At 65.5% G+C, this 14360-nt stretch carries 12 protein-coding genes; 11 read left to right on the forward strand and 1 reads right to left on the reverse strand.

Translation table 11 applies throughout. The features are described from left to right. Position 1: 1 nt before the first annotated feature. On the forward strand, positions 2–766 hold the full coding sequence (locus tag CTR55_RS16860) for a DnaJ domain-containing protein (RefSeq protein ID WP_296287954.1): 765 nt from the start codon (positions 2–4) through the stop codon (positions 764–766). A 12-nt stretch (positions 767–778) separates the two neighbouring features. On the opposite strand, the gene CTR55_RS16865 is transcribed toward CTR55_RS16860, so the two are convergent. Beyond that, positions 779–1831, reverse strand: a complete 1053-nt coding sequence (locus CTR55_RS16865) for an alpha/beta hydrolase family protein (protein ID WP_296287956.1) — start codon at positions 1829–1831, stop codon at positions 779–781. Between the two features lie 154 nt (positions 1832–1985). Between CTR55_RS16865 and CTR55_RS16870 the strand changes: the two genes are divergently transcribed. From CTR55_RS16870 to trpE, 10 genes are all read left to right on the forward strand, one after another. After that, positions 1986–4397, forward strand: a complete 2412-nt coding sequence (locus CTR55_RS16870) for a sensor histidine kinase (protein WP_296287958.1) — start codon at positions 1986–1988, stop codon at positions 4395–4397. A gap of 45 nt (positions 4398–4442) precedes the next feature. Then, positions 4443–5078, forward strand: a complete 636-nt coding sequence (locus CTR55_RS16875; RefSeq protein WP_296287960.1) for a response regulator transcription factor — start codon at positions 4443–4445, stop codon at positions 5076–5078. Between the two features lie 164 nt (positions 5079–5242). After that, complete coding sequence (locus CTR55_RS16880) at positions 5243–6280, forward strand: ABC transporter substrate-binding protein (RefSeq protein ID WP_296287961.1); 1038 nt, start codon at positions 5243–5245, stop codon at positions 6278–6280. Positions 6281–6460: 180 nt separating this feature from the next. After that, positions 6461–7570, forward strand: coding sequence for an ABC transporter ATP-binding protein (locus CTR55_RS16885; protein ID WP_296287962.1), 1110 nt, complete (start codon positions 6461–6463; stop codon positions 7568–7570). Positions 7571–7638: 68 nt separating this feature from the next. After that, complete coding sequence (locus tag CTR55_RS16890) at positions 7639–8688, forward strand: ABC transporter substrate-binding protein (RefSeq protein WP_296287963.1); 1050 nt, start codon at positions 7639–7641, stop codon at positions 8686–8688. A 129-nt stretch (positions 8689–8817) separates the two neighbouring features. Continuing rightward, positions 8818–10065 (forward strand): ABC transporter permease, encoded by a 1248-nt coding sequence (locus CTR55_RS16895; protein ID WP_296287964.1) that lies wholly within the window; start codon positions 8818–8820, stop codon positions 10063–10065. A 16-nt stretch (positions 10066–10081) separates the two neighbouring features. Beyond that, positions 10082–10909 carry an ABC transporter permease gene (locus tag CTR55_RS16900; RefSeq protein ID WP_296287965.1) on the forward strand — a complete coding sequence of 276 codons (828 nt, stop codon included), beginning with the start codon at positions 10082–10084 and terminating at the stop codon, positions 10907–10909. A gap of 188 nt (positions 10910–11097) precedes the next feature. Further along, positions 11098–11772, forward strand: a complete 675-nt coding sequence (rpe, locus tag CTR55_RS16905; RefSeq protein WP_045212681.1) for a ribulose-phosphate 3-epimerase — start codon at positions 11098–11100, stop codon at positions 11770–11772. Then, positions 11772–12590: a phosphoglycolate phosphatase gene (locus CTR55_RS16910; RefSeq protein ID WP_296287966.1), complete on the forward strand. Its 819-nt coding sequence runs from the start codon at positions 11772–11774 to the stop codon at positions 12588–12590. Before rpe ends, CTR55_RS16910 begins: the two co-directional genes overlap by 1 nt. A 72-nt stretch (positions 12591–12662) precedes the next feature. Next, entirely contained in the window at positions 12663–14156 is a 1494-nt protein-coding gene (gene trpE / locus CTR55_RS16915) for an anthranilate synthase component I (protein ID WP_296287967.1), read from the forward strand. Positions 14157–14360 lie beyond the last annotated feature (204 nt).

Consider the following 14360-nt stretch of genomic DNA (forward strand, 5'->3'; position numbering starts at 1 on the left):
GTTGTTCTGGCCAGGCACCTTGTTGGGTGTGGTCGCCGGCTGGGCATTGGCGAGCATTCCGGGCGCCATGCTCGGTGCGCTGCTAGGCCAGGTGCTCGACCGGCGGCTGAAGAAACGCACCTGGCGAGGCCTGCTCGATCAACTGCGCGGCGGGCCTCGGGTGAGTGATCAGGAGTTGCTGTTCCTCCTGCTCGGTCGGCTGGCCAAGAGTCACGGTCGCGTTCTCGATGCGCATATCCAGCAGGCCCGCGCCGAGATGCAGCGGCTGCAGCTGGACGACAAGGCCCGTCGCCAGGCCATCGATGCCTTCGGTCGTGGCAAGGCTGGCGGGGAATGGCTGGACAACAGTCTGCGCCAGCGCCATGGCCGGGTGGCGACTGCCGAGGGGCTGATCCAGGCGTCCTGGCGCATGGCCTGGGCCGGCGGTACGCCGAACGCCGCACAGAAGAGCCTGCTATTGCAGTGGGGCGATTCGCTGGGGCTTTCTCGTTCCAGAGTGCTGGCGCTGTCGGCGGGTGCCGAGCCACCCAAGCCACCGGCCACGCCGCGCGAGTCCTATACCGGCGCGCTACGCCTGTTGGGTGTGACAGCGGAGAGCGAGCCGGAGGAGATCAAACGTGCGTACCGCAAACTGATCAGCCAGAACCACCCGGATAAGCTCGAAGGCATGGGCGCGAGCCCCGAGCGGATTGCCGCGGCCACCGCCAGGACCCGCGAGATCCAGGCGGCCTACCTGCTGGTACGCCAGCGTCGCGGTTTTCGCTGAGGCGGGCAGCTGTCAGGGCTGCTCGATCGGCTCCAGGTGCATCGACAGCCAGCCGCGAATGCGGCGGTAGAGCTGATCCTGCTCGGTGCCCAGGTCGGCGGGCAGGGCGTTCATGCCGATCTGCACGTAGTTCGGTGCCTTCTGCCGCTTGCTGGCTTGCAGGCGCAGCTTCGCTGCGGCCACGTCAGGCGTCTTGTCCTTGTAATAGAAGTCGCCGGTGGCGAGGTTCAGCAGCGGCACGGTTTCGTCCAGCGACGGCTTGAAATCGCGCGGCATCTTCGGCGCCACCAGCAGCAGGTTCTTGATCTCGGCGGGTGCGCGCTCGCCCAGATAACGGGTTGCCCAGTAGGCGCCGGTGCCGTGGCCAAGCAGGACGATGGTTTTGGGATTGTGTTGCTGGGCCAGTTCCACGGCCGCCTGGATGCGCGCCAGCACGCGTTCGGCGTGGGCCTTGCGTCGCTCCACTGGGTCGGAGGGCGGCGGTGGGGCCTCGGGGCTGGCCTGGGCTGGCTCGGCGCTACCGGTTTCAGCGGTGCTTTCCGGCGTCGGAGTGGCGCTGCCATCGCTGCCTGTCACTTCGGGTTTGCTGGCGCTGTCGGCGGCGCTGGCATCCGTATCGGCGCTGGCCTTGTCTGCTGACTCCTTCGGTCGCGGGATAGGTGCGGTGCTCTGCGGGTCGGGCAGGGTGACGGCCAGAGTCTGCCAACCGGCGTCGGGCAACTTGCGGCGTAGCGGGCCGATCGCCACCGGCCAGTCGGCGCTTTCGCCATCACCGGGGATCAGGATCACCGCGCCCTCGGCAGCGGCGGTATTGGCCGGCAGCCAGAGGGCGAGGAAGGTTTCGTCGCCAGCCTTGAGCTCCTGGCGCTCGCTCTCCGGCAACTGGCGCGCCAGGCCGCTAGCTTCGTCCTGGCTGCGCTCGCTCACCGCCGGGCGCACCATGGGTGCGGCGGCCGGTTTTTCGTCGGCGGCGGGCTTGGCGTCTTCGGCCCAACTGCTACCCAGCGGCGACAGGCCGAGGCACAGGCAGAGGGTGAGAAGCGTCGGGCGAGGCGTGTGCGGCATCAGTGATATCCCTGTCCTGGCGGGGCGCGAGTGCGGCCAGCCTAGCGGCTTGTATTAGCTTTGTCAGGCGCGCGGCCTGCCGGGTTCAACCGGGGTTGCTGTAAGGTATGCCGGCCATTTGCTTTGACCCGAGTGAAACCATGGTGCTGTCGGCATGAGTCGTCTGTTCTGGAAAGCCTGCCTGGCCTGGCTCTGCTGTTTGCCGTTGCTGGCCCTGGCCGAAACCGCCGCGCCGCCCCTGAAGCTGGACGAGACGCAGCTCGCCTGGCTTGCCGAACACACGCAACTGCGCGTGGGCGCCGTGCTCGAAGCTCCCTATGTGCAGCAGGACCGCCGCCTGCAGCAGCTCTCCGGGGCCAATGTCGAATTGCTGGAATGGCTGGCCAAGGCCCTGAACGTCAGCCTGGAATGGCGCACATATCCGGACCAGGCAGCGCTGGAAAAGGCCGCGCGCGCCGGCGAAATCGACCTCGCGCCGGGCATCAGTCAGACCCCTTCGACCCTGCGCGACTGGCTGTTTTCCGACCCCTATCTGCGCGTGCCGCGCCTGGTCGTGGGCGACCGTCGCGGCGGCACGTCGGTGGAACTGGATAACCTCGGCGAAGGCGAATCGGTCTCCGTGCGTGGCCCCGGCCCGGTGGTGGACTACCTGCGCGGCACCTACTCGGCGCTGACGCTTCAGGTCGTCGACAGTGATCGCGAAGTGCTGCGCAAGGTGCTCGGCCGCGAAGCCAACTACGCGGTGATCGACGAGGCGCAACTGGCGCGCCTGACCCGCGAAACCGAGTTCACCGGCCTCTCGGTGGTGGCGGATATCGGCTACCCGCAACTGTTGCGCGTGGCGACGCGGCGTGGCTTGCCGGAGCTGGCCGGGATCATCGACGCCGCCCTGCGCGCGGTACCCGCCAAAGACCTCGACCAACTCCACGAGCGCTGGCTGCAACCGACTTATCCGCGCCTGGGCTCCTCGCCAGGCTTCTGGCAGAACCTCTGCATCCTGCTCGGCTTGCTGCTGCTGTTCGCGGTCGCCGCGTTGTTGCTGCTGCGCCGCCAGCATCGAGCGCTGGAGTCGCGCCTGCTTGCCGCGCGCCGGGACATTGAGCTGCGCCAGGCTGCCGAGCAGGCGCTACGGCTGACCCAGTTCGCCATCGACAGCAGCACCGTGGGCATTCTCTGGGTCAACTGGGACAGCCACATCCGCTACGCCAACCGGGCCGCCGAGGAGATGCTTGGCTACCGGCCCGGCGCCGTGGTGGACCGCCCGCTGTCGGACCTCGAGCCGACGCTGAACATGGATCGCTGGCTCAATCTCTGGCGCCGCGCGCGCAACGCCGATGAGGCGCCGCTGAGTTTCGAGACCCGCTGCCTGCGCGCCGATGGCCAGTGGTTGCCGGCGGACGTATCCCTGAGCTTCCTGCGCTTCGGCGATTCGGAATACCTGCTGGTGTTCCTCAACGACGTCACCGAGCGCCGCCGCGCGCGCGCAGCGCTGGAGGAAAGCGAGGCGCGCCTGCAAGGCATCGCCGCCAACGTGCCGGGCCTGGTGTTCCGCCTGGAACCCAGCGCGCCGGACGACGACTCCGATTTCGCCTACATCAGCTTTATCACCGGCGGCAGCGAAACCGCGCTGGGCTACTCGCCCGGTTACCTGCGCGAGAGTGGCCTGGGCATCATGGGCCTGGTGCATCCGTCCGAGCGCGAGAGCTATCTGGCCAGCCAGCTGGATGCGGTGGAAGGCCATCGCAACTGGCTGTGGCAGGGCCGCATCCTCACCCGCAGCCACGAGCCGCGCTGGGTCGACATCAAGGCTACGGTGCGCACCCTGGACGATGGTCGCCCGGCCTGGGACGGCGTGGTCTGGGATATTACCGAGCACAAGCAGATCGAGCGGGAACTGCAGGATTCCCGCGCGCAATTACGCGAGCTGTCGGCGCACCTGGAAAGCGTGCGGGAGGAGGAGAAGGCGCGTATCGCCCGCGAAGTGCACGATGAACTGGGCCAGGTGCTCACCGTGCTCAAGCTGGAAACCTCCATGTGCGAGCTGGCCTATGGCGAAACGGACGCTGGACTGCGCGAGCGCCTGGACAGCATGAAGCGCCTGATCGCCCAGCTGTTCCAGCTGGTGCGTGATGTGGCCACCGCCTTGCGCCCGCCAATCCTCGATGCCGGTATCGGTTCGGCGGTGGAATGGCAGGCGCGCCGCTTCGAGTCGCGCACGCAGATTCCCTGCCTGGTGCAGGTGCCGGAGAACCCGCCGGAGCTGTCGGACGCCAAGGCCATCGGGCTGTTCCGCATCCTCCAGGAGGCGCTGACCAATGTCATGCGCCATGCCCAGGCGCATACTGTGGAGCTGCAGTTGAGCGTCGAGGGGCGCGAGCTGTGCCTGCGCATCGCCGACGACGGCGTGGGTTTCGATCCGCAGGCCACGCGCCAGGGTGTGTCCTTCGGGCTGGTGGGCATGCGCGAGCGGGTGCTGATGTTCGGCGGCACTCTGCAGATCGACAGCCAGCCTGGGGAAGGCACCACGCTGTGGATCCGGGTGCCCCTGCGCCCCCAAGGCGCGTAACCAAGCGACAACCATAACGACAATGACAAGTGTGAAGCGGGAGGAATGGCGGTGATTCGAGTGCTGGTGGCGGAAGACCATACGATCGTGCGCGAGGGCATCAAGCAACTGATCGGCATGGCCAAGGACCTGCAAGTGGTGGGCGAGGCTACCAACGGCGAGCAGTTGCTCGAAACCCTGCGCCAGACACCCTGTGAAGTGGTTCTGCTGGATATCTCCATGCCCGGCGTCAACGGCCTGGAATCCATTCCGCGAATCCGCGCGCTGAACAATCCGCCGGCGATCCTGATGCTGTCGATGCACGACGAGGTGCAGATGGTCGCCCGCGCCCTGAAGGTCGGCGCCGCCGGCTACGCCACCAAGGACAGCGACCCGGCCTTGCTGCTCACGGCGATCCGCAAGGTCGCCAGCGGCGGTCGCTACATCGACCCCGATCTCGCCGACCGCATGGTCTTCGAGGTTGGCCTGACCGATTCGCGGCCGCCCCATGCGCTGCTCTCCGAGCGTGAGTTCTCGGTGTTCGAGCGCCTGGTGCAAGGTGAAGGCGTCAACGAGATCGCCCAGCAACTGGCGGTCAGCAGCAAGACCATCAGTACTCACAAGGCGCGGCTGATGCAGAAACTCAATGCCAACTCGGTGGCCGATCTGGTGCGTTACGCCATGGAACACAAGCTCATCTGACGCTCCCTCGCTGCCGGTTTGACCTGCGGCAGAAGGCCCGCTGAATTTTCCCTCCACTCTGTGCGACGTGTCCGATTTCTGTAACAAACCGTCTATCTAGCGGACGTGAGGCAGGGAATGATTGCCCGCTTCATGCAGTACGTCGTGATAACAAGGAGAAGAAGATGTTGCGAGCGGTAAGGGGAGGGCTGCTGTTCGGCCTGCTGGGGAGTGCCGCGATGCCGGCGCTGGCGGACTACGTCACGGTGATTTCCTTCGGTGGCGCCAACAAGGAAGCGCAGGAAGCGGCCTTCTACAAACCGTTCAAGGAAGTGACCGGCAACGCCGTCGTCCACGGCTCCTACAACGGCGATCTGGCCAAGCTCAAGCGCATGGTGGAAATCAGCCATGTGTCCTGGGACGTGGTGGAAGTCGAGGCCCCCGAGCTCGCGCGCGGTTGCGAGGAAGGGCTGTTCATGAAGCTCGATCCCAAGACCCTGGGCAACACCGCCGATTTCGTGCCCGGCGCGGTGCAGCCGTGCGGCGTCGGCATCTTCGTCTGGACCACGCTGCTGGCTTACAACCAGAACAAGCTGCAGGGCACGCCGAGCAGTTGGGCGGATTTCTGGGACACCAAGAAATTCCCCGGCAAGCGCGGCCTGCGCTGGGGCGCCAAGTACAGCCTGGAATTCGCCCTGATGGCCGACGGCGTCGCGCCCAAGGACGTCTACAAGGTACTCGCCACCAACGAAGGCGTTGATCGCGCGTTCCGCAAGCTCGATGAGCTCAAGCCGAACATCAACTGGTGGAAGTCCGGCCAGGACCCGGTGCGTGACCTCGCCGATGGCAGCGTGGTGATGAGCTCCGCCTACAACGGCCGGATCGCCGCGGCGCAGGCCGAGCAGAAGGGTTTCCGCATGGTCTGGGCCGGCGGCATCTACGACTTCGACTTCTGGGCGCTGCCTTCGGGCGTGTTCAAGAAGGAACTGGCCGAACAGTTCGTCAACTTCGCCGGCCAGCCGCAGCAGCAGAAGGCTTTTGCCGAGAACATCTCCTACGGTCCGACCAACCGCAAGGCGGTGGAACTGCTGGCGCCGGACGTCGCCGCCAACCTGCCCACCGCGCCGCAGAACATCGCCAATGCCGTGGGCATGAACGTGGCGTTCTGGGCCGAGCACGGTGACGCGCTGGAGCAGCGCTTCCAGGCCTGGGCCAAGCGCTGATCGACAGACTGCCGACCACGAGGTGGTCGGCAGTCTGTTTCGCCATTTTTTGTAGGGCGAGCCCTACAAAGCATCCTCTCTAAGCCTTATAGCAATCTCTCATACCGCCCGATTTGCGCGCCGGTTCTGCTTCTCTAGTCTTGAGATCAACGGCATTTACAAAAAAACAAAGGTGCGGTGATGGCCGAGAATCAGGCAAGCGATGTGCTGGTGAGTTTCCGTGGCGTGCAGAAGAGCTACGACGGCGAATCCCTCATCGTGAAGGACCTCAATCTGGACATTCGCAAAGGCGAATTCCTGACACTGCTGGGGCCGTCCGGTTCCGGCAAGACCACCAGCCTGATGATGCTGGCCGGTTTCGAAACGCCCACCGCCGGTGAAATCCAGCTGGCCGGCCGCTCCATCAACAACGTCCCCCCGCACAAGCGCGACATCGGCATGGTGTTCCAGAACTATGCCCTGTTCCCGCACATGACGGTGGCCGAGAACCTGGCCTTCCCGCTCTCCGTGCGCGGCATGAGCAAGACCGATGTGAGCGAGCGCGTAAAGCGCGCGCTGTCCATGGTCCAGCTCGACTCCTTCGCCGGTCGTTATCCCGCCCAGCTCTCCGGTGGCCAGCAGCAGCGCGTGGCCCTGGCCCGCGCGCTGGTCTTCGAGCCGCAACTGGTGCTGATGGACGAACCCCTGGGTGCGCTCGACAAGCAACTGCGCGAGCACATGCAGATGGAGATCAAGCACATCCACCAGCGCCTGGGCGTGACCGTGGTCTACGTGACCCACGACCAGGGCGAAGCCCTGACCATGTCCGACCGCGTGGCCGTGTTCCACCAGGGCGAGATCCAGCAGATTGCCCCGCCGGCCGAGCTCTACGAGCACCCGCGCAACTCCTTCGTCGCCAACTTCATCGGCGAGAACAACCGTATCGCCGGCCAGCTCCAGGCCCGCGATGGCGACCGCTGCACCGTGGGCCTGGCCCGTGGCGAGAAGGTCGAGGCGCTGGCAGTCAACGTCGGCAACGTCGGTGACACCGTCAGCCTGTCGATCCGCCCCGAGCGCGTGCGCCTCAATGGCCACAGTGAAAACTGCGTGAACCGCTTCTCCGGCCGCGTCGCCGAGTTCATCTACCTGGGTGACCACGTACGCATTCGCCTGGAGGTCTGCGGCCGTACCGATTTCTTCGTCAAACAGCCGATCGCCGAGCTCGATCCTGCGCTCAGTGTTGGCGACGTGGTTCCGCTGGGCTGGGAAGTCGAGCACGTCCGCGCGCTCGACCCACTGTCCGCGGCGTAACAGCGCGGCCCGGCCACTCCCGGACGCATCCAAGAAAAACAAACCTGCACACTGTGGAGACAACAATAATGACGAAGTCCTTGAAAGCATCGGGGCTCAAACTCGCAGCGCTGACCCTGGGCGTGGCCTTCGCGGCCCAGTCCATGGCCGCTACCGACCTGACCGTGGTGTCCTTCGGCGGCGCCAACAAGAATGCCCAGGTGAAGGCGTTCTACGGCCCCTACGAGAAGAGCACCGGCAACAAGATCGTCGCTGGCGAGTACAACGGCGAGATGGCCAAGGTGAAGGCCATGGTCGACACCAACAGCGTCTCCTGGGACCTGGTGGAAGTCGAGTCGCCGGAACTGGCCCGTGGTTGCGACGAAGGCCTGTTCGAGGAAATCGACCCGGCCATCCTCGGCAAGGCCGAAGACTACGTACCGGGCGCCGTGAGCAACTGCGGTGTCGGCTTCTTCGTCTGGTCCACCGTGCTGGCCTACAACGCCGACAAGCTGAAGACCGCACCGACCAGCTGGGCCGATTTCTGGGACACCAAGCAGTTCCCGGGCAAGCGCGGCCTGCGCAAAGGCGCCAAGTACACCCTGGAATTCGCCCTGATGGCCGACGGCGTTGCGCCCAAGGATGTCTACAAGGTGCTGGCGACCAAAGAGGGCCAGGACCGCGCCTTCAAGAAACTCGACCAGATCAAGCCGAGCATTCAGTGGTGGGAAGCTGGCGCGCAGCCGCCGCAGTACCTCGCCTCCGGTGACGTGGTCATGAGCTCCGCCTACAACGGCCGCATCGCCGCCGTGCAGAAAGAGAGCAACCTGAAGATCGTCTGGAACGGTGGCATCTACGACTTCGACGCCTGGGCCATCCCCAAGGGCGCCAAGAAGAAGGACGAGAGCCTGAAGTTCATCGCCTTCTCGGTTCAGCCCGAGCAGCAGAAGACCTACTCCGAAAACATCGCCTACGGCCCGGTCAACAAGAACGCCGTACCGCTGCTGAGCAAGGAGTTGCTGAAGGACATGCCGACCACCCCGGAAAACATGCAGGGCCAGGTCGGTATGGACGTGACCTTCTGGGCTGACTACGGCGAGCAGCTGGAGCAGCGCTTCAACGCCTGGGCTGCCAAGTAAGCAGCTATAGCGCCTGACCGATGCGGCCGCCCGAGCCGCACCGGACCGGAGCCGCCGCCCCCTCGCGGCGGCTCCTCCTGACACCACACCTTGGCCGCTCCCGGGCGGCCCGTTTTACCGGAGTTCGCTATGGCCACCGCTGTGTCGATGAACGAGGTCGCCGGCCCCACCCTCAAGCAGCGCCTGGCGCGTGCGGAGCGGATGAACCGTCTGAAGTCCCAGGCCCTGGTCCTGCCCCTGCTGGTCTTCCTCCTGCTGACCTTCCTCGTGCCCATCGCGGCATTGCTCTACAAGAGCGTGAACAACCCCGAGGTCGTTGGCGCGATGCCGCTGACGGTCAACGCCATCGCTGACTGGGACGGCAAGTCGCTGCCCTCCGACGCGGTGTACAAGGCGCTGAGCGACGACCTGGTCGCCGCGCGCAAGAACCAGACCCTGGGCGATCTTTCCAAGCGCCTGAACATGGAACTGGCCGGCTACCGCAGCCTGCTGTCCAAGACCGCCCGCGCGCTGCCGTTCAAGGAGCAGCCGGCGTCGTACAAGGACGCCATGGAAGGTCTCGACGAGCGTTGGGGCGACCCGGCCTACTGGCAGGCGATCCGTCGCAACGCCAGCTCCGTCACTCCTTATTACCTGCTGGCCGCGCTCGATCACCGCATCGACGACCTGGGCGAAATCGCCCGCGCGACGCCCGACCAGTCGATCTATCTGGACATCTTCGCCCGCACCTTCTGGATGGGCGCAGTGATCACCCTGATCTGCCTGGCGCTGGCCTACCCGCTGGCCTACCTGCTGGCCATTCTGCCGACGCGCAAGTCCAACCTGCTGATGATCATGGTGCTGCTGCCGTTCTGGACTTCGATCCTGGTGCGGGTCGCCGCATGGATCGTGCTGTTGCAGTCGGGCGGCCTGATCAACGGCGCGCTGCTGAAGATGGGCCTGATCGACGAACCGCTGCAGTTGGTGTTCAACCGCACCGGCGTGTACATCTCCATGGTCCACATCATGCTGCCGTTCATGATCCTGCCGATCTACAGCGTGATGAAGGGCATTTCCCCCAGCTACATGCGGGCCGCCATCTCCCTGGGCTGCCATCCGTTCTCCAGCTTCTGGAAGGTCTACTTCCCGCAGACCGTGGCCGGCGTCGGCGCCGGTTGCCTGCTGGTGTTCATCCTGTCGATCGGCTACTACATCACCCCGGCGCTGCTGGGCAGCCCGAACGACCAGATGGTCAGCTACTTCGTCGCCTTCTACACCAACACCACCATCAACTGGGGCATGGCCACGGCCCTGGGCGGCCTGCTGCTGTTCGCCACCCTGGTGCTCTACGTGATCTATGGCTGGCTGGTGGGCGCGAGCCGCCTGCGCCTGGGCTGATGAGGAGAACAAGAAAATGCTGAGCCCGTACATGTCCCCGGTCGAGCGCGTGTGGTTCTACACCCTGCGCATCCTCTGTGGCCTGATCCTGCTGTTCCTGGTGCTGCCGGTGCTGGTCATCGTGCCGCTGTCGTTCAACTCCGGCACCTTCCTGGTCTACCCGCTGCAGGGCTTCTCGCTGCGCTGGTACGCCGACTTCTTCAACTCGGCCGAGTGGATGCGCGCGCTGACCAACAGCATCATCGTCGCCCCGGCGGCCACCGTGCTGGCGATGGTCTTCGGCACCCTGGCGTCGATCGGCCTGACCCGCGGCGATTTCCGCGGCAAGGCGCTGGTCATGAGCCTGGTGATCTCGCCGATGGTCGTCCCGGTGGTGATCATCGGTGTCGCCAGCTACCTGTTCTTCGCGCCGCTGGGTCTGGGCAACAGCTACATCTCGCTGATCATCGTGCACGCGGTGCTGGGTGTGCCCTTCGTCATCATTACCGTGTCGGCAACCTTGCAGGGCTTCAACTACAACCTGGTGCGCGCCGCCGCCAGCCTGGGCGCGCCGCCGGTGCTGACCTTCTTCAAGGTCACCCTGCCGCTGATCGCTCCCGGCGTGATTTCCGGCGCGCTGTTCGCCTTCGCCACCTCCTTCGATGAAGTGGTGGTGACCCTGTTCCTTGCCGGCCCCGAGCAGGCCACCCTGCCGCGCCAGATGTTCAGCGGCATCCGCGAGAACCTCAGCCCGACCATCGCTGCTGCGGCGACCCTGCTGATCGGCTTCTCCGTCCTGCTCCTGCTGACCCTCGAGTGGCTGCGCGGCCGCAGCGAGAAACTGCGTACCGCACCGACTTCCTGATTCACAGTGTTTCGCGGACGGTTGCGTCCCTGTGCTCACCCACAGGGGCGGGATCGATCCGCGATTTTTTTGCCCGCTCCCCAGCCTGATCCCGCACTTTCCGTATCGACTATCGGTCGAATCCCCTTCGCGCCGCGCGAGCGGCTACAATGCGCGCCATCCGTGATTTCCGCCCACAGAGGTGCGCCATGCAACCCTACGCCATCGCTCCGTCGATCCTTTCCGCCGACTTCGCCCGCCTGGGCGAGGATGTGGACAAGGTGCTCGCCGCCGGCGCCGACATCGTTCACTTCGATGTGATGGACAACCACTATGTGCCGAACCTGACCATCGGCCCGATGGTTTGCACGGCCCTGCGCAAGTACGGCGTCACCGCGCCCATCGACGTGCACCTGATGGTTTCCCCGGTGGACCGCATCATCGGCGACTTCATCGAGGCCGGCGCCACCTACATCACCTTTCACCCCGAAGCCACCCAGCACATCGACCGCTCCCTGCAACTGATCAAGGACGGTGGCTGCAAGGCCGGCCTGGTATTCAACCCGGCCACCTCGCTGGACGCGCTGAAGTACGTGATGGACAAGATCGACATGGTCCTGCTGATGAGCGTGAACCCCGGCTTCGGCGGGCAGAAATTCATCCCCGGCACCCTCGACAAGCTGCGCGAAGCGCGCGCGCTGATCGACGCCTCCGGTCGCGATATCCGCCTGGAAATCGACGGTGGGGTGAACGTGAAGAACATCCGCGAGATCGCTGCCGCGGGCGCCGACACCTTCGTCGCCGGCTCCGCGATCTTCAACGCACCGGACTACGCCGAGGTCATCCGCGCCATGCATGCTGAGCTGGCGCAGGCGCGCAAGTGATGAGCGCTGCGCAACTGCCGTTCGCCGGGCTACCGCGTCTGGTGATGTTCGACCTGGACGGCACCCTGGTGGATTCGGTTCCCGATCTTGCCGCTGCGGTCGACAAGATGCTGCTGGCGCTCGGGCGCCAGCCAGTCGGCCTCGGCGCCGTGCGTCATTGGGTCGGCAATGGCGCGCGGGTGCTGGTGCGCCGCGCCCTGGCCAATGACATCGAGCATGATGAGGTCAGCGAAGAGGACACCGAGCGTGCCCTCGAACTGTTCATGGACGCCTACGCCGACAACCACGCGCTGACCGTGGTCTACCCCGGCGTGATCGAAACCCTGAAGTGGCTGAAGAAGCGCGGCGTGGAGCTGGCGCTGATCACCAACAAGCCCGAGCGCTTCGTCGCCCCGCTGCTGGATGAGATGAAACTGGGCAAGTTCTTCCGCTGGATCATCGGCGGCGACACCCTACCGCAGCAGAAGCCCGACCCGGCCGCGCTGCTGTTCGTGATGAAGATGGCTGGCGTGTCAGCCGAGGAGGCCTTGTTCGTCGGCGACTCGCGTAACGACATCCTCGCCGCCAAGGCCGCCGGCGTGCGTAGCGTGGGCCTGAGCTATGGCTACAACCACGGCCGGCCCATCGCCGAGGAAACCCCGACGCTGGTGCTCGACGACCTGCGCCATCTACTGCCTTGCTTCGATTCGGGCAAAGCGATAGTGTTGCCCGACTCCGCCTCAAACCCCGCTCAGCGAGACAGCACCGTGGATACGGCCCCCCACACACTCTGGATGAAAGTCATCAAGGCACTGGCCCGCTGGCGCTGGCGCGCCTGACATCCTTTGGCCGGTACGCCCGGCGCGTGTGTGCACCCAAGACCGTTTCCTCCTCACTCCACGAGGCTGATCATGACCCGCGAAGAATTCCAGCGCCTGGCCGCCGAAGGCTACAACCGCATTCCGCTGACCTGTGAAACCCTTGCCGACTTCGACACTCCGCTGTCGATTTACCTGAAGCTGGCCGACGGCCCCAACACCTACCTGCTCGAATCCGTCCAGGGCGGTGAGAAGTGGGGGCGCTACTCCATCATCGGCCTGCCCAGCCGCACCGTGCTGCGGGTGTATGGCCACCAGGCGAGCATCAAGGTCGACGGCGTCGAGACCGAGAGCTTCGAGTGCGCCGACCCGCTGGCCTTCGTCGAGGAGTTCAAGGAGCGCTACCGCGTGCCGACCATCGCCGGCCTGCCGCGCTTCAACGGTGGCCTGGTCGGTTACTTCGGCTATGACTGCGTGCGCTACGTCGAGCAGCGCCTGGCGCAGTGCCCGAACCCCGATCCGCTGAACAACCCCGACATCCTGCTGATGGTCTCCGACGCGGTCGTCGTGTTCGACAACCTCGCCGGCAAGATGCACGCGATCGTGCTTGCCGACCCGGCGCAGGCCGACGCCTACGACAACGGCCTGGCCCAGCTGGAAGAACTGCTGGAGCGCTTGCGCCAGCCGATCACCCCGCGCCGCGGCCTGGATTTCAGCGCCGTGAACGCCCCGGAACCGCAGTTCCGCGCCAGTTTCACCCGCGAGGACTACGAGCGCGCCGTCGGCACCATCAAGGAATACATCCTGGCCGGTGACTGCATGCAGGTCGTGCCGTCGCAGCGCATGTCCATCGACTTCACCGCAGCGCCTATCGACCTGTACCGCGCGCTGCGCTGCTTCAACCCGACGCCCTACATGTACTTCTTCAACTTCGGCGACTTCCACGTCGTCGGCAGCTCGCCGGAAGTGCTGGTGCGCGTCGAGGATGGTGAAGTCACCGTGCGTCCCATCGCCGGCACCCGCCCGCGTGGTGCCACCGAAGAGGCCGACCGTGCGCTGGAAGAAGACCTGCTCTCCGACGCCAAGGAAATCGCCGAGCACCTGATGCTCATCGACCTGGGCCGCAACGACGTCGGGCGCGTGTCGCAGACCGGCAGTGTGAAGGTCACCGAACGCATGGTGATCGAGCGCTACTCCAACGTCATGCACATCGTCTCCAACGTGAACGGCCAACTGAACGAGAAGCTCAGCGCGATGGACGCCCTGCGCGCCATCCTGCCGGCAGGCACCCTGTCCGGTGCGCCGAAGATTCGCGCGATGGAAATCATCGACGAGCTGGAGCCGGTCAAGCGCGGCGTCTACGGCGGCGCCGTGGGTTACCTGGCGTGGAACGGCAACATGGACACTGCCATCGCCATCCGCACCGCGGTGATCAAGAACGGCGAACTCCACGTCCAGGCCGGCGGCGGCATCGTTGCCGACTCGGTACCGGCAGCGGAGTGGGAAGAAACCATCAACAAGCGCCGCGCGATGTTCCGCGCGGTGGCGCTGGCCGAGCACACCGCCAAGGTGCATGGCCGCGACTGAGTCGCCGGCTCGATGAAAGCCCCGCTTCGGCGGGGCTTTTTCTTTTCCGTAGGAGCGGACTCCGTCCGCGATCTGGTCGTGCGCGTGGCTCATCGCGGACGGAGTCCGCTCCTACAAAATCAAGAGCCCCTCACCCCGCGCAGAGACCGTCTATGGCACCGAATCGTCGGCAGGCATGCCGTGCGTATTGCGCTGGCGCCCGGC

The organism is Pseudomonas sp. (assembly GCF_002796985.1).
Lineage (GTDB): Bacteria > Pseudomonadota > Gammaproteobacteria > Pseudomonadales > Pseudomonadaceae > Pseudomonas.

Excerpts from the sequence above, each read along its gene's own strand:
- CTR55_RS16875 (WP_296287960.1), top strand. The coding sequence starts at position 4,443 with ATGGCGGTGATTCGAGTGCTGGTGGCGGAAGACCATACGATCGTGCGC.
- CTR55_RS16870 (WP_296287958.1), top strand. The coding sequence starts at position 1,986 with ATGAGTCGTCTGTTCTGGAAAGCCTGCCTGGCCTGGCTCTGCTGTTTG.
- CTR55_RS16890 (WP_296287963.1), top strand. The coding sequence starts at position 7,639 with ATGACGAAGTCCTTGAAAGCATCGGGGCTCAAACTCGCAGCGCTGACC.
- CTR55_RS16900 (WP_296287965.1), top strand. The coding sequence starts at position 10,082 with ATGCTGAGCCCGTACATGTCCCCGGTCGAGCGCGTGTGGTTCTACACC.
- trpE (WP_296287967.1), top strand. The coding sequence starts at position 12,663 with ATGACCCGCGAAGAATTCCAGCGCCTGGCCGCCGAAGGCTACAACCGC.
- rpe (WP_045212681.1), top strand. The coding sequence starts at position 11,098 with ATGCAACCCTACGCCATCGCTCCGTCGATCCTTTCCGCCGACTTCGCC.
- CTR55_RS16895 (WP_296287964.1), top strand. The coding sequence starts at position 8,818 with ATGGCCACCGCTGTGTCGATGAACGAGGTCGCCGGCCCCACCCTCAAG.
- CTR55_RS16910 (WP_296287966.1), top strand. The coding sequence starts at position 11,772 with ATGAGCGCTGCGCAACTGCCGTTCGCCGGGCTACCGCGTCTGGTGATG.
- CTR55_RS16865 (WP_296287956.1), bottom strand. The coding sequence starts at position 1,831 with ATGCCGCACACGCCTCGCCCGACGCTTCTCACCCTCTGCCTGTGCCTC.
- CTR55_RS16880 (WP_296287961.1), top strand. The coding sequence starts at position 5,243 with ATGTTGCGAGCGGTAAGGGGAGGGCTGCTGTTCGGCCTGCTGGGGAGT.
- CTR55_RS16885 (WP_296287962.1), top strand. The coding sequence starts at position 6,461 with ATGGCCGAGAATCAGGCAAGCGATGTGCTGGTGAGTTTCCGTGGCGTG.